General features: G+C 64.3%; 15 protein-coding genes. 6 read left to right on the top strand and 9 right to left on the bottom strand.

Features of this window, described 5'->3' with window-relative positions; translation table 11 throughout:
- Nucleotides 1-5: 5 nt before the first annotated feature.
- A complete protein-coding gene (locus tag LWC34_RS00455) occupies nucleotides 6-1,595 on the bottom strand; it encodes an FAD-binding protein (protein WP_233722393.1) in 1,590 nt (529 codons plus the stop codon).
- Nucleotides 1,596-1,715: 120 nt separating this feature from the next.
- Between LWC34_RS00455 and kstD the strand changes: the two genes are divergently transcribed.
- The 5 genes from kstD to chsH3 are packed head-to-tail and all read left to right on the top strand — an operon-like array spanning nucleotide 1,716 to nucleotide 6,663.
- The gene (kstD, locus tag LWC34_RS00450; RefSeq protein WP_233722392.1) at nucleotides 1,716-3,389 is read left to right on the top strand and encodes a 3-oxosteroid 1-dehydrogenase; all 1,674 of its coding nucleotides are present in this window, start codon (nucleotides 1,716-1,718) and stop codon (nucleotides 3,387-3,389) included.
- A complete protein-coding gene (locus LWC34_RS00445; RefSeq protein ID WP_233722391.1) occupies nucleotides 3,386-4,534 on the top strand; it encodes a 3-ketosteroid-9-alpha-monooxygenase, oxygenase component in 1,149 nt (382 codons plus the stop codon). The genes kstD and LWC34_RS00445 overlap by 4 nt, the downstream gene beginning before the upstream one ends.
- On the top strand, nucleotides 4,531-4,824 hold the full coding sequence (locus LWC34_RS00440; protein ID WP_372496410.1) for a hypothetical protein: 294 nt from the start codon (nucleotides 4,531-4,533) through the stop codon (nucleotides 4,822-4,824). Before LWC34_RS00445 ends, LWC34_RS00440 begins: the two co-directional genes overlap by 4 nt.
- Nucleotides 4,817-5,803 carry a ferredoxin--NADP reductase gene (locus tag LWC34_RS00435; protein ID WP_233722390.1) on the top strand — a complete coding sequence of 329 codons (987 nt, stop codon included), beginning with the start codon at nucleotides 4,817-4,819 and terminating at the stop codon, nucleotides 5,801-5,803. The genes LWC34_RS00440 and LWC34_RS00435 overlap by 8 nt, the downstream gene beginning before the upstream one ends.
- Before the next feature lie 8 nt (nucleotides 5,804-5,811).
- Nucleotides 5,812-6,663: an enoyl-CoA hydratase ChsH3 gene (gene chsH3 / locus LWC34_RS00430; RefSeq protein WP_233722389.1), complete on the top strand. Its 852-nt coding sequence runs from the start codon at nucleotides 5,812-5,814 to the stop codon at nucleotides 6,661-6,663.
- On the opposite strand, the gene LWC34_RS00425 is transcribed toward chsH3, so the two are convergent.
- From LWC34_RS00425 to LWC34_RS00395, 7 genes are read right to left on the bottom strand one after another with little or no spacing between them, the layout of a single operon-like run.
- Entirely contained in the window at nucleotides 6,650-7,399 is a 750-nt protein-coding gene (locus tag LWC34_RS00425; RefSeq protein WP_233722388.1) for a L,D-transpeptidase family protein, read from the bottom strand. The two genes, chsH3 and LWC34_RS00425, sit on opposite strands and share 14 nt — an antisense overlap.
- A 9-nt stretch (nucleotides 7,400-7,408) precedes the next feature.
- Nucleotides 7,409-8,584, bottom strand: a complete 1,176-nt coding sequence (locus tag LWC34_RS00420) for a lipid-transfer protein (RefSeq protein WP_233722387.1) — start codon at nucleotides 8,582-8,584, stop codon at nucleotides 7,409-7,411.
- Entirely contained in the window at nucleotides 8,581-8,949 is a 369-nt protein-coding gene (locus LWC34_RS00415) for a MaoC family dehydratase (protein ID WP_233726334.1), read from the bottom strand. The genes LWC34_RS00420 and LWC34_RS00415 overlap by 4 nt, the downstream gene beginning before the upstream one ends.
- On the bottom strand, nucleotides 8,946-9,818 hold the full coding sequence (locus tag LWC34_RS00410) for a bifunctional MaoC family dehydratase N-terminal/OB-fold nucleic acid binding domain-containing protein (RefSeq protein ID WP_233722386.1): 873 nt from the start codon (nucleotides 9,816-9,818) through the stop codon (nucleotides 8,946-8,948). Before LWC34_RS00410 ends, LWC34_RS00415 begins: the two co-directional genes overlap by 4 nt.
- Nucleotides 9,815-10,927, bottom strand: coding sequence for an acyl-CoA dehydrogenase family protein (locus LWC34_RS00405; protein ID WP_233722385.1), 1,113 nt, complete (start codon nucleotides 10,925-10,927; stop codon nucleotides 9,815-9,817). Before LWC34_RS00405 ends, LWC34_RS00410 begins: the two co-directional genes overlap by 4 nt.
- Nucleotides 10,918-11,880, bottom strand: a complete 963-nt coding sequence (locus LWC34_RS00400; protein WP_233722384.1) for an acyl-CoA dehydrogenase family protein — start codon at nucleotides 11,878-11,880, stop codon at nucleotides 10,918-10,920. Before LWC34_RS00400 ends, LWC34_RS00405 begins: the two co-directional genes overlap by 10 nt.
- Nucleotides 11,881-11,888: 8 nt before the next feature.
- Nucleotides 11,889-13,853, bottom strand: coding sequence for an acyl-CoA dehydrogenase family protein (locus LWC34_RS00395; RefSeq protein WP_233722383.1), 1,965 nt, complete (start codon nucleotides 13,851-13,853; stop codon nucleotides 11,889-11,891).
- A 117-nt stretch (nucleotides 13,854-13,970) separates the two neighbouring features.
- Between LWC34_RS00395 and kstR the strand changes: the two genes are divergently transcribed.
- Nucleotides 13,971-14,582: a cholesterol catabolism transcriptional regulator KstR gene (gene kstR, locus LWC34_RS00390; RefSeq protein ID WP_233722382.1), complete on the top strand. Its 612-nt coding sequence runs from the start codon at nucleotides 13,971-13,973 to the stop codon at nucleotides 14,580-14,582.
- A 39-nt stretch (nucleotides 14,583-14,621) separates the two neighbouring features.
- On the opposite strand, the gene LWC34_RS00385 is transcribed toward kstR, so the two are convergent.
- A complete protein-coding gene (locus LWC34_RS00385) occupies nucleotides 14,622-14,831 on the bottom strand; it encodes a hypothetical protein (protein ID WP_233722381.1) in 210 nt (69 codons plus the stop codon).
- Between the last annotated feature and the right edge of the window lie 2 nt (nucleotides 14,832-14,833).

Raw genomic sequence — 14,833 nt, 5'->3', positions numbered from 1 at the left:
CCTCCTCACACTCGCGCTGATGAGAAGCCCGCTCTCCGACCGGAGAACACGCAATCGGCCAGCGACAACCCGCTGACGTAAGAGTTCGAGCAGATCCCGACGGCAGTCCGCCCAGCCGCGTACAAGCCTTCGACCAGGGTGCCGTCGTCCCGGCGGACCGCGCCGGTCTGCTCGTCGACCACGAGCCCGCCGAGCGTGAGCATCGGGCACGGATATCCCAGGCTCGGCTTGATCGAAATGTCCACAAGCGAGTACGGCGGCGCGTCAAGCACCCGTAAGAACTCAGCCGGTTTGCCTGCCGGGTCTGGCTTTCCTGATGCCGCAGCGATGTTGTGCGCCTCGACTGTCGCAGCCAGACCGTCCGGGTCGATCCCCGCCTTACGGGCCACCTCCTCCACTGTGGACCCACTGACCCGTTCACGGCCAAGCAGGAACCGGGTTTGCAGCCGGTGGAACCACACGGTCTGCGAACGCAGCTGTTTACGCACCTCAGCAACAAGCGCGCTGTCCACGAACAACCATCCGCGAGCGCCGTGCTTCGTGAGCATGTCATGCCCCAAGGCCGCGCCATACCGGGACTCGTCGCCGATCCGCTCCCCCGCGGAAGAAACAGCCAGGCTGCCAAGGAATGCGCTCGGCGGGCTGATGAATCGCCACGCGGACACCCGATCCAGGTACGCCGTGGCGCCACCCGCGTCAGCACCCATCACAATCCCGGTTCCGTCGTCGGCCGCAGTGCCCAAGGCGAGGCCCTTGCGGTAGTCCGGGGCGTGCTCACGCATCATCTCCCGGTTCGCCACGAACCCGCCCGCCGCCAGCACCACACCCCGACGAGCCTCTACCCGAAGCGTCCGGCCATAACGCTGTTCCAGTTTTCGGACCCGCCGGTTCAACGTCTTGCGCAGGAACGGAACGTACAGCCCAGGCTTGGCCGCGTACTTCGCGTACACCCGATGCCTACGTGCCGCCCAACCGCTGAGCTCCGTGCACGAGACGCCGACGACTCGACCGTTCGAGCTGATCAGGTGCTGCGCAAAGGTTTGCGTCCGGACCCGCGCACCCGCCCGCGCGGCCTCGGCGAGACGAGCGAAGAACACCTTCCCCGAAGTCCCCTTGCCCTTGGTCCGATGCCCACGGGCGGCAGGAGGCGCGGCATCGCGGAACCCGCCCGCGGACTCGCTGCCCGAGTAATAGAGATAGTGCTTGTTGCTCGGATAAGACGTCTTGTACGGACACAAGCTGGCATCGAACGGCACGCCCTGCTTTTCCAGCCAGGCGATCATGTCCACGCTGGAGTCGACGAACTTGCGCAGCGTCTCCTCGGACACCACGTCCCCGACTTCCAGCTTGAGGTACCGGAGCATCGCGTCCGGAGTGTCCGTAATGCCCGCTGCGGCCTGGTACGGCGTGCCGCCGCCCGCATAGACCACCCCGCCGGACATCGCGGTCGCACCACCGCCGGAGAACCGATCCAGAATCAGCACATCGGCCCCTGCACCGGCCGCTTCGATGGCCGCGCAGGCGCCTGCGGCGCCGAAGCCGACGATGACGACATCGGCACTGTCGTCCCAGTCATGTGAAACACGTTTCTGCACTGTCAGCCCGCCTGTCCAACCGTGCTTCGCTTGCAGCTCGTAGGCCCAAATCTAGAGACACCATAGCGCTTGCGGCGACCAAGACTATAACCTGTTCTAGTATTGGCCACGGAGGTGCTGATGACGGACCCAGCCGAGTTCGACCTCGTTGTCGTAGGCAGCGGAGCCGCCGGGATGACCGCCGCGCTCGCCGCGGCCCGCAACGGGCTGAGCGCCGTGGTGCTGGAGAAGGCGCCGACGTACGGCGGCTCGACAGCCCGCTCCGGCGGGGGCGTGTGGGTGCCCAACAACCAGGTGATCCTGCGTTCGGGCGTGCCCGACACACCCGAGGCCGCCAGCGCCTACCTCAACCACATTGTCGGCGACGTCGTCCCGGCCGAGTTGAAGAAGACCGTACTGGACCACGGTCCGGAGATGCTCGACTTCGTGCTGGCCAACACCCCGCTGAAGTTCGCGTGGGTGAAGGGCTACTCCGACTACTACCCGGAGGCGCCCGGCGGTATGCCCGGTGGCCGCTCGATCGAGCCAAAGCCGATGCCAGCCAGCTTGATCGGCTCCCATTTGGAGACGCTCACCAGGCCTTATCTGGCGTCGCCGATGGATGTGGCGGTCACCCAGGCCGACTACCGCTGGCTCAACCTGGTCCGCAGGCACCCGCGCGGCATGCTGCGCGCACTCCGTGTCGGCGCACGCGGCTTCCTCGCCAGGGTCCGTAAACGCAGACAACTGGCAATGGGCCAAGCGCTTGCTGGTGGTATTCGGGCAGGTCTCGCCAAGGCCGGTGTTCCGGTCTGGCTGGAAACAGCATTGATGGACCTGGAGACCCAGGGCGACCGGGTGACCGGCGTGCGGGTTACCAAGGACGGCAAGGAATCCGTTGTCTTCGCGCGCTACGGCGTGCTACTGGCTTCCGGTGGCTTCGAGCGCAGCGAGGAGCTACGCAAGAAGTATCAACGTGAGCCAATCGGGACACAGTGGACGGTTGGTGCGCACGAGAACACCGGTGACGGCATCGAAGCCGGACTGAGGCTCGGCGCGGCCGTTGATCTGATGGACGACGCCTGGTGGGGTCCATCCATTGTGCTCAGCGGTGGGCCGTACTTCTGTTTGGCCGAAAGAACTTTGCCCGGCTGCATCATGGTCAACGCCGAAGGCAAGCGCTTTGTCAACGAAGCAGCGCCTTACGTGGACGCAGTGCACGCGATGTACGGGGAAGGCGACGGCCCGGCCAAGAACTTCCCGACCTGGCTGATCGCGGACCAGCGCTATCGCAACAGGTACGTGTTCGCCGGGCTCTATCCGGGACAGCCGTTCCCTGGCCGCTGGTACAAGGCAGGCGCGGTCGTGAAAGCGTCGACATTGCAGGAGTTGGCCGAGCAGATCGACGTGTCGCCCGAAGGCCTTGCCGAAACCGTCAAGCAGTTCAACGGGTTCGCGAAGTCCGGAAAGGACGAAGAGTTCCGACGCGGCGAGTCCGCGTACGACAAGTACTACGGAGATCCACGCAACCGCCCCAACCCTTGCCTCGCACCGCTGGAGGTCGCGCCGTTCTACGCGGTCCGGATCGTGCCGGGAGACCTGGGAACCAAGGGCGGGCTACGGACAGACTCGGCCGCACGGGTGCTCAGGGAAGACGGTTCGATCATCGAAGGCCTGTACGCGGCCGGGAACGCCAGCGCGGCCGTGATGGGTCGCACGTACGCGGGCCCGGGTGCGACAATTGGTCCCGCGATGACGTTTGGCTACTTGGCCGCGCTCAATATGGCCGCGCTAGCGAAGGGGAGCAAGCAGTGACTCGCGACGAGATCCGGACCATCGACGTCGGCACACCGCCGACCAGGTTCGCCCGAGGCTGGCACTGCATCGGTCTTGCCAAGAACTTCAAGGACGGCAAGCCGCACGCGATCGAGGCCTTCGGCACGAAACTCGTGGTCTTCCAAAGCCAGGACGGCAAGCTCAACGTGCTCGACGCGTACTGCAGGCACATGGGCGGCGATCTGAGCCAAGGCAGCATCAAAGGCGACGCGATCGCGTGCCCGTTCCACGACTGGCGCTGGTCGGGCGGCGGCAAGTGTGTCGAGATCCCTTACGCCAAGCGGGTTCCGCTGCGGGCAAGGACCCGGGCATGGACCACGTTGGAGCAGAACGGGCAGCTGCTGATCTGGCACGATCCGCAGGGCAACCCGCCGCCGGAGCATGTGGCGATCCCGAGGGTCGCGGGCGCGTACGAAGAGGGCTGGAGCAACTGGACCTGGGACACGATCCGGATCGAGGGCTCCCACTGCCGCGAGATCATCGACAACATGGTCGACATGGCTCACTTCTACTACATCCACTTCGCCTTCCCGACCTATTTCAAGAACATCTTCGAAGGCCACATCGCCACCCAGTACCTCAACTCGCGTGGCAGGCCGGACGTGACCGCGACCGGCGGCACGAACACCGGAAACTACGCCGGTGAGGACAATCTGCTGCGCTCGGAGGCGTCGTACTACGGCCCGGCGTACATGATCAACTACTTGTGGAACAACTACAAGGGCATCGAAGTCGAGACGGTCCTGATCAACTGCCACTACCCGATCACGCACAACTCGTTCATGTTGCAGTACGGGCTGATCGTGAAGAAGCTGCCCGGCCTGGACGACGAGATGGCCGACAAGGTCGCCGGCAAGTTCGCGAAGAGCTTCAAGGTCGGCTTCCTGCAGGACGTGGAGATCTGGAAGAACAAGACCCGGATCGACAACCCGTTGCTGTGCGAGGAGGACGGCCCGGTCTACCAGCTGCGCCGCTGGTACGAGCAGTTCTATGTGGACGTCGAGGAAGTCTCCGACGACATGACCAGGCGGTTCGAGTTCGAAGTGGACACGACGAAGGCGAACGAGGCGTGGGAGCGCGAGGTCGCGGAGAACCTGGCGCGCCGCAAGGAAGCCGGTGTGTGATGTGGGCCAAGGCTCCTGCGGCTGATGTCTCCTCGCAGACCGCGGTCGACCGGCGAGGCTTCCTCGTCGACGGACTGCGGCCGGTGGAGTGCACCGCGTGCGGGACATGCGTGCTGGTGAAGAAGAGTAGCCAGCACCAGATGAGCATCCAGTGGCAGACCTCGACCGAGAGTTGCCCCGAGTACGCCTCCCAGAACAAACCATCCGCCTTGCAGGACACGTGTTCCAAGCTGCGGGCCAGCATCGAGTCGCTGGTCGCCGAAGGCCTGCTCGAGGTGCCGGATGGTTGAGTACCAGCAGGTCACGGTCGCCGAGGTGATCAAGGAAACGGCCGACGCGGTGTCGATCGTGTTCGACACCGAGATGGACTACCGTCCAGGCCAGTTCCTGACCCTCCGCTGTGGACCGGTGGCCAGATGCTACTCCCTGTCCAGTTCCCCACACCTTGACGATCGTCCACAAGTGACGGTCAAGCGGATTCCGGACGGCTACGGGTCGGCATGGGTGTGCGACAACGTCCGTGCGGGAACGGTTCTTGACATTCTGCCGCCCGCTGGGATCTTCTCGCCGAGCTCGCTTGACGACAACCTGTTGTTGTTCGCGGCAGGCAGCGGGATCACGCCGGTGATCTCCATCATCAAGTCCGCATTGACCAACGGCACCGGCAGAATCGTTCTGCTGTACGCCAACCGGGATCAGGAATCGGTGATCTTCGCTTCGACACTGCGTGAGCTCGCCGACAGATACCCAGACCGGTTCACGGTGATTCACTGGCTGGAATCGTTGCAAGGGCTGCCGACGCCACGGCATCTCACCGCGTTGAAACCGTTCACCGGGTTCCAGTCGTTCCTGTGTGGACCGACGCCGTTCATGGACGTTGTCACGCAAGCCCTCAAGTCAATGGGCGTGCCACGTGACCGGATCCACGTCGAACGGTTCATCTCCCTGTCCGGCAACCCGTTCGAGGAGACCGTCGAAGAAGCGGTCGACGGTGACGAGGCCACGGTCGAGGTGGATCTGGACGGCGAGCAGCACACGTTCCAGTGGCCGCGCAACAAGAAGCTGCTCGATCTGTTGCTGGAAAAGGGAATCCAGGCGCCTTACTCGTGCCGGGAAGGGGCGTGCAGTGCTTGCGCCTGCCGGATCGAGCAGGGCGAGGTGAAGATGCTGCAGAACGAGATCCTCGACCAGGAAGACCTGGACGACGGGATCGTACTGGCCTGCCAGTCGCTGCCGGTCACCGATACAGTCAAGATCACGTACACCTGAGGAGTTCCATGCCTATCGACCCGTCGGTCGCCGTGGGTGCGTCGCTCGGTGAGACCACGTTCTCGTGGACGCCGTCCGATGTGCTGCTGTACCACTTGGCGTTGGGCGCGGGCGCGGACCCCATGTCCGAAGTGGAACTCCGGTATGCGACCGAGTCACATCTCCAAGTCCTGCCAACTTTCGGTGTTGTCGCTCCGAACTTCAAGCAGACCAAGCCACCCGCGGTGTCCTGGCCGGGAGTCGAGATCGACTTGGCGAAGGTGTTGCACGGGACGCAAGAGATCACTGTGCACCGGCCACTGCCGACTGAAGTGACCGCGACCATCAACACCCGGATCACCGATGTGTTCGACAAAGGCAAAGCCGCGGTGGTCGTGCAGGAGGCAACGGCCGTCGACTCGGCTGGCGAACCGTTGTACACCACAAGATCCAGCATCTTTGCCCGAGGCGAAGGCGGGTTTGGTGGCGAGCGTGGCCCGTCGACCTCAGTGGACATGCCTGACCGGGCGCCGGATTTTGTCCTGGAGACGCCGACACTCCCGCAGCAGGCGTTGCTCTATCGCTTGTGCGGTGACCGCAATCCTCTGCACTCCGATCCGGCATTCGCGGCCGCCGCGGGTTTCCCCAAGCCAATCCTGCACGGACTGTGCACGTACGGCGTCGTGTGCAAGGCCGTGATCGACGGCGTGCTCGGCGGCGATGTCAGCCAGGTGTCCGGATTCGGCACGCGGTTCGCGGGTGTCGTCTATCCGGGTGAGACACTGCGCAGCCACGTCTGGCAGGAGGACAAGCGCTTGCTCGTGACGTGTTCGGTTGACGACCGGCCGGTGCTCACCGACACCGTGCTCACCCTATGCTGATCGCCGGTTTCCTTGCCGGGTCCAACCAGCGCATCACGGCGTTGAGGTCGTCCTGAGCCACGGACACGCACCCCGCGGTCGGTTTTCCGTCGCTGACGTGCAAAAAGAAGGCGGATCCAGCACCTGCTGTGACAGGGTTACGGTTGTAGTCGATCACGACAGCGTGGTTGTAGACCGCACCGGCGCTGATCAGACGCTCACCCGCGCGCTCGTTGAACGGGCATTTGCCCGGCGGGCAACGGAAACGCTTGTTGTACTCCGGTGAATTGACGTCGCTGACCCACCAGTCCTGCTCGTCCACCTTGAAGTACGGCAACCGGGTGCCGTTGTTCGGCTCGATGCCGAAGGCCTCGGTCAGCGCGTACACACCGACCGGCGTGCGGGAAAGCCCTTCCTTTGCTTCGCCGATACCTTCGGCGCCAACGAACGCCTCGAACGGGCCGATCTCCCTGCGCCAGCCGTCGTTGCCGCGGCCCCAGCCGCTCAACCTCGCCGTTGTCGAAGTCGGTTCCCGCACTGCCACTGTGACCATCTGTTCGATCGCACCGTTGTGCGGAAACGCCTTGATCCCGTCCGCTGACTGTCCGACCAACGCGACCGCGGCGACCAGTGCTACCTCGTGTGTGTCTTCCACTACCCGCTCATCTGTCGTCCTGGCTATTGGCGCGATGGCTGGGAAAGCAGCCACGCCGAACAAGACTAAGGCGAAGAACAGGAGAATGGCGACCCGACGCACCGCGACAGACTAGTCGATCCGCCCATCGCTGACTATGAGTCCACTGGTGGGAACTCCGGTTCCGGCCGTGACGAGAACCGGTCCGCCGACCTGGTTGCAGGATGTGCCACGAATTTGCCGGACGGCCTCGGCAATTCCGTTCATGCCGTGTATGTATGCCTCGCCGAGTTGGCCACCATGCGTGTTGATCGGCAGTCTGCCGCCCATTTCGATGACACCGCCGGCAATGAACTCGCGTGCCTCGCCGGGACCGCAGAAACCCAGTTCCTCCAGCTGAACAAGGACAAACGGGGTGAAGTGGTCATACAAAACGGCGACTTTGATGTCGTCCGGCCGTAGTCCCGACTGCGCCCACAGCTGGTCACCGACAACCCGCATCTCCGGCAGCCCGAGCAGATCGTCCCGGTAGTACGACGTCATCACGAACTGATCCGAACCGCTACCCTGCGCGGCCGCGGCGATCACCGCGGGTCGATGTGGCAGGTCACGGGCGCGCTCGACACTTGTCACGACCAACGCGACACCGCCATCGCTTTCCTGGCAACAATCCAGCAAATGCAGTGGTTCGCACACCCAGCGCGACGCTTGATGATCTTCCAGGGTGATCGGTTTTCCGTAGAACCAAGCGTTCGGGTTGACGGCAGCGTGCTTGCGGTCAGCAACCGCCACCCGGCCGAAGTCCTCCGAGGTCGCGCCGTAAACATGCTGGTAACGCCGTGCGAACATGGCAACGTCCGCGGCTGGTGTGCCAAGACCCATGGGATACGACCAGGACGCGTCGATCCCGTTCGAGGTCGGAGCGGTCGCGGCCGCTGTGGACACACGACCGAAGCGGTATCCCGAGCGTTCGTTGAATGCGCGGTAGCAGACAACGACTCCAGCGACTCCAGTCGCGACAGCCATCGCTGCCTGCTGGATGGTCGCGCAGGCCGCACCACCGCCGAAGTTGATCCGGCTGAAGAAGCTCAGCTGCGGAATGCCTAGTTCCCTGGCGACCGCGATCTCCGAGTTGCTGTCCATCGTGAACGTGACCAGACCGTCCACATCGGAAGGTGTGAGGTCGGCGTCGGCGAGTGCGGCCTTGACCGCCTCGACCGCGAGCTTCAGCTCGGTGCGGCCGGACTTCTTGGAGAACTCGGTCGCCCCGATCCCGACGATCGCGGCCTGTGAAGACAGTGTGCTCATGGTGACGACACCCGTACGGTTCCTGTTACGTGGTCACCGAGCGAGCATTTGCCCACCACTTCGACCACAGTGTCTTTGCCGTCCGGCTTCGCCGTGCCTGAAAAGACGAGCGTGTCGCCCGCGTAGCACGGCACACCGAGCCGGATGGAGATGTTGCGGACAAGGACATCCGGCCCGGTCCAGTCCGTGACGAACCGCTGGACCAGACCTGTCGTGGTGAGGATGTTGAGGAAGATGTCCTTGGAGCCACGCGCGATGGCCGCTTCCTTGTCGTGGTGCACATCCTGGAAGTCCCGCGTGGCCAACGCGGTACTCACCACGAACGTCGTGGTCGTGTCGATCCTCAGTTCCGGCAGTTCAGTCATCGCTCTGCCCGCCACACCGGGATGGTGAGGTCACCGTCCACACGCGACCAGTCGACTACCACCGGTTGGCCTATTTGGACCTCGTCGGGCGGGACATCGAGCAGCTCGCCCAGCATTCGTACGCCTTCCTCGAGTTCGACCAGAGCGATCACGATCGGCAACTGCTTGCCCGGCACCGGCGGGTGGTGGTGCACCACGTAGCTGAAGATCGACCCGCGGCCGGACGCGAGCACGTACTCCGGTGTCCCGCTGCCGCACCGCGGGCAGAACGGCCCGGGTGGGTGCCGGAGGTGCTGACAGTCCGGGCAGCGTTGGATCCGCAGTTCCCGTTTGCTCGTACCTTCCCAGAAGAATTCCGTGTCCTGGTTTACCAACGGCCGGATCACCGAACCAGTGGGTTGCTGGGGTGGCTTGAATTTCAGCACCCGGAACATCATTTCGGCGACTGGTTCGTCGTCCACGTACCAGGTGCTGAGCGTGGTCACGAACCAGCCTTCGCCAAGGGCTGTCCGCTTCGGACCGACCACATCGGACAGCCTGGTAGTCACCGCGAGCTGTTCTCCCGGCCGGAGATAGCGGTGATAAGTCTGCTCGCAATTGGTTGCCACGACTGAGGTGTATCCGGCTTCGTCGAGCACTGTGGACATCGCGCCGAGCGGGTCGTCCGAGTCGCGGACACCGTTCAGTCCGTACATCGTCCAGACCTGAACCATCGCGGGTGGCGCGAACTTCGGGTACGCCGGGTTGCGGTCGCCAAGTGCCTCGACCCAGTTGTTGATCATCGGCTCGTTGACGGGATCCCTGGCCAGCCTCGGTTTGCTCTCACCAAGAGCTTTTAGCCGTTCCGCCTCAAGCTCAATATCAGTCATCTGGGCACCCTCGGCAGTTTGAGTCCGGCAGAAGCGATGAGTTCGCGTTGGATCTCGTTCACGCCACCACCGAACGTCAGGACCAGATTGCGTTTCGCCTGCACGTCAAGCCAGCGCACCAACTCGGCGGTCTCGGGATCGGCCGGATCGCCGTGCCGTCCGACGATCTCCTCCATCAGGCGCCCGATTCGCTGTGTGCGATCGGAGGAGAAGATCTTGGTCGCTGAGGCGTCCGCCACGTCCAATTCGGACGACGCGACCTGGCCGTTGAGCAACTCGTTGACCTCGATCGCCGCCATGGTCTCGGCGAGTGCCCTGCGGACATCGGACTTGCCGAGGAGGCCCCGTTTCGCGGCCCAGCCGTGCACGCGGTCATAGAGCCCGGCCAAGCGACCGGCCGGGCCGAGCATGATCCGTTCGTGGTTGAGCTGGGTCGTGATCAGCCGCCAGCCACCGTTCTCCACACCGACCAGCATGTCCGCGGGGACACGGACATCGCTGTAGTAGGTGGCGTTCACGTGATGGGCGCCGTCACAGGTGATGATCGGTGTCCAGGAGTAGCCAGGGGACTTCGTGTCCAGGATCAGGATCGAGATTCCCTTGTGCTGTGGCGCTTGCGGATCGGTCCGGCAGGCAAGCCAGATGTAGTCGGCGTCGTGTGCACCCGTTGTGAAGATCTTCTGGCCGTTGACCACATAGTCGTCGCCATCCCGGACAGCAGTGGTCCGCAGCGACGCGAGGTCCGTCCCAGACTCCGGTTCGGTGTACCCGATCGCGAAATGTACTTCCCCTGATTCGATTTTCGGCAGGAAATAGTCCTTTTGAGCCTGCGAACCGAAGGCTTTCAAGGTGGGGCCAACGGTTTGCAGTGTCACGTACGGCAACGGGATGTCGGCGCGGGAGGCCTCGTTGATGAAGATCTGCCGTTCGACCTCGGTCGTGTCCCGGAACCAGCCGTCGGATCCCATCCGCCGCACCAGATCCCGGTAGACCAAGCCGTGCCGGTCGGTCAGCATCGCCGACCTTTGCTCGGGCGTCAGCAGGTTTTCGAAGTACACGCGCAGCTTCTGGCGTAGCGCGTGCTGTTCTTCGGTCAGATCTACGAACACCGCGCCCCCAACTGATCAAGCCTTTGCTCGGCCCCGCCGACGAACCGGACGATGTCCTTGCCAAGCGAGTAGTAGCGGTGCATCGGATACGTGATGTCGACGCCGATTCCGCCGTGCAGGTGGTGACATGCGTGCATGGCCTTCGGCAGTTCCTCGGCCAGCCAGTAGGCCGCGACGTCGACCGCTTTGCCCGGATCGAGGTCGGTGTGCAGCCGCCAGATCGCCGACCAGGCCGCGAGGTGCAGCGTCCTGGCGGCCACGTAGACGTCCGCGATCTGTTGCGCGACAGCTTGAAATGTCGCCAACGGCTTGCCGAACTGTTCCCGTGTCCTGATGTGCTCCGACGTCAGTTCCAGCGCGCCAGCCAGCAGCCCGTCCCCGATCGCGGCCGCGCCAGCGCAAGCAAACGCTTGGAGGGTTGCGGCTTCACCCAGCCGCTCCCCCTTCGTCCCATCGAGCTTCACCGTGTACTCGGGACTTCCACTGGACGAATACGTCCTGGTCATCACGGTTTCCGCTGGATCGACGACGTACACATCGTCGCCAGCGGCTACCAGGATCCAGCGCGCGTCTTCCGCATACGCAACGTGTGTCTTGATGCCGTCAAGGTGGCCTTCCCGGCACTCCGCCTGACCGTCGAGCGCTGCCGTGATCACTCCTGGCTCAGTGAGCAGGCGGTCCTGCTGCTCGATCGTTCCCATGTGGACGATCGGCAGTACGCCAAGTGCCAGCGTCGCCATGGCCGGTGTGACCACCCCGGCCCTGCCGACTTCCTTGAGGACGACGCACGTCTCGATCACGCCAAGCCCGTCGCCGCCAAGGCGTTCGGGGATGGACAGGGTCAGCAGGCCCGCTTGCCCCAGTGCTTTCCAGGCCTGGTCAGGGTCGCGGCGCAGGACGGCCGCGGTCAGGTCGGCGATTTCCCGTTGTGTGTCGTCGAACGTGAAGTCCACAACACCTCCTAGGTCCTTGGCAGGCCAAGAACTCGTTCCGCGGCAAGGGTCGACAGGATCTGTGTGGTGCCACCGGCGATGCTCAGGCACCGGGTCTTGAGGAAGGTATGGATGGCATCGCCCGCGACGTCGGCCAACGCGCCTTCGGCGCCGTGCAGATCGAGCACGGCCTCGGCCACGTCCTGCCGATGCCGGACACCAACCAGCTTGCGGATGCTCGGGTCGATCCCGAACTGGTCCATCAACGAAACCACCAGGCCACCGGCGACCAAAGCACCGAGCTTCTCCGGATCGGCGTCGGCGGCTTTCGACAACAAGTGCTCGACTTCGGCGCCGAAAGACGATGCTCCGCCCATCGCGACTCGCTCGTTGGCCAAAGTCGTCCTGGTCAGCTTCCACCCGTCGCCTGGTTGGCCGACCACGCAGTCGTCGGGCACGAACACGCCGTCAAGGAAGACCTCGTTGAACATGGCGTCGCCGGTGATCTCCCGCAACGGCCGGATCGTCAGGCCTTCGGACCGCATATCGACAAGGAAATACGTAATGCCCTTGTGTTTGGGTACATCCGAGTCGGTACGGGCGAGGCAGATGGCCCAGTCCGCCTCGGTCGCCCGCGAGGTCCACACCTTCTGGCCGTGCAGCCGGTAGCCGCCTTCCTCTTTCACCGCACGGGTCCGCAGCGACGCCAAATCCGAACCTGCTTCAGGTTCGGAGAACAGCTGGCACCAGAAGATGTCGCCGCGCAGTGTCGGCCAGACAAAGCGTTCCCGCTGCTCGGCGGTGCCGTGCTGGAGGATCGTCGGTGCCGCCCACGCGCCGATCACCAGGTCAGGCCGGGGCACACTCCTGCGACGCAGTTCGTCCGCGATCATCAGCTGCTGCTCGGCATCAGCGTCGAGGCCGTAGGGCTTTGGCCATTCCGGGACCAGCAGGCCGGTTTCGGCCAGTTTGGCCCGTTGCTGCGCCTGTGGCAGCCGGGCGACCTCGTCGACCAATCGCTTGGTCTGATCGTCCGGTTCGGACACGGCACGAACCTGGCGCCTCGCACCGCTTCGAGCGAGCTCGGCGACCCGCTTGCGCCAGTAGGCCGTGCCACCGAACAAAGCCCGCAGGGCCAAGGCCCGGCGCAGGTAGAGGTGGGCGTCGTGTTCCCAGGTAAACCCGATGCCGCCAAGAACTTGGACGCAGTCCTTGGCTGTTTCCACGGCGGCTTCCAGTGCGACCGCACCCGCGACCGCCGCAGCCAAGGGGTGTTCAACTGCTGCTTCATCGGCTGCCCGTGCGGCATCCCACGCCGCCCGCGCCTCTTCGACCCGGCACAACATGCCCGCACACAGGTGTTTCACGGCCTGGAACGACCCGATCGGCTTGCCGAACTGTTCACGGACTTTCGCGTACTCGACGGCCGTGTGCAGACACCAGCCCGCAACGCCGACAGCCTCCGCCGCGGCCAGCGTGACCGCCAGGTCCTCGACCCCCTCAACGTCCAGGATGTGGACGTTTTCGAGAGTGCCAAGCTCAGCCAGGGGCCTGGAGGAGTCAAGGGCGTCCCGCTCTGTGAGCTCGGCTTCGGCCAGCGCCCAGGCACCGTCCAACCGGGTCAGCAAATACGGTGCGTGACCGATGATGGGCCCACCGAGGCCTAGCGCGACCGGTATGCCGCCCTCGATCAGTCCCGGCAGGAGTTCCTTGGCAGCCGGGGACTCCGGCGTACGGGCGAGTAACAATCCGGCGAGTACCGTCGGCAGGATCGGGCCTGGTACCAACGCCTTCGCGGCGTGTTCAAGTGCTACCGCCACGTCCGAGACCGTGCCGTCGACCATCTCGAACAGCCCGAAATGGGCGAGATCCGCCCAGTGCTCGCGCCAGTGCCTGGCACCCTCCGCCCGCCTGACGGTCGGCACGATGCCAGCACCGGCGGCCCATGCGGTGATCGACTCGCCGATGGCCCGCTGCTCGTCGGTGATAGACACTCCGTCATTATAGAACGTGTTTCAGTTCTGAACTCAACCCTGCGAGTCAGTACGATCATCTCGCGCGAGGTACACTGCTACCCGAAGTGGAACAGGTTTCAGCAAGGGGACCCATCGATGACAGCCACGCCTTCCGGTGCCATCAGCGCCCTCGGCGATGACGAGCTCGGCTCAGCAGCGCAGCGCGACCGGCGCAAGCGCATCCTGGACGCGACCATCGCGCTCGCCACCAAGGGCGGGTACGACGCGGTCCAGATGCGTGCCGTCGCGGAACGCGCTGAGGTCGCCCTCGGCACGCTGTACCGCTACTTCCCTTCGAAAATCCACCTACTCGTGTCTGGCCTGGCGCGTGAGTTCGAACGTAACCAGGAACGCATCGAGAAGGGAACGGTCCCTGGCGAAACCCAGTACGACCGAGTCCTTTTCGTCCTCGGCCGGGTGACCCGCGCGATGCAGCGCGAGCCCCACCTGACCGAGGCGATGACCCGGGCCTTCATGTTCGCGGACACCTCAGCGGCCGCCGAAGTCGACCACGTCGGCAAGCTGATGGAGCGGATGTTCACCCGAGCGATGCACGAAGGCGAACCCACCGACGAGGACAAGGCGATCGCCAGGGTCGTCGGTGACGTCTGGCTGTCCAATTTGGTCGCCTGGGTGACCAGGCGGGCATCGGCCACAGACGTCGCAACCCGGCTGGAGCTCACGGTTCGCCTGCTGCTCAAGAACTAGGTCGTGAGTGGTTATGCGTGTTCTAACCCTACTAACCACTCACGACAGACCATCCACCTCCGCAACCCGCATAACGTCAGTCAACGTCCGTCGAAGCTCAGGCAGCGGGATCGACCCGAGGGCCAGCCGTAGGGCTTGCGGCACGTGCGGAGTCGTGGCGAACGGCTCCGCTGTGGACACTGCGATGTGCTGACGTGCCAACGATGCCGCGAGTGTGTCGACCACACGCTTGTACCTCGGGATCCGCATGG

Source organism: Kibdelosporangium philippinense (genome assembly GCF_021390435.2).
Taxonomy (GTDB): domain Bacteria; phylum Actinomycetota; class Actinomycetes; order Mycobacteriales; family Pseudonocardiaceae; genus Kibdelosporangium; species Kibdelosporangium philippinense.
Note: the sequence above shows the minus strand (reverse complement) of the source record. Positions and strands in the feature narration are given on the sequence as shown.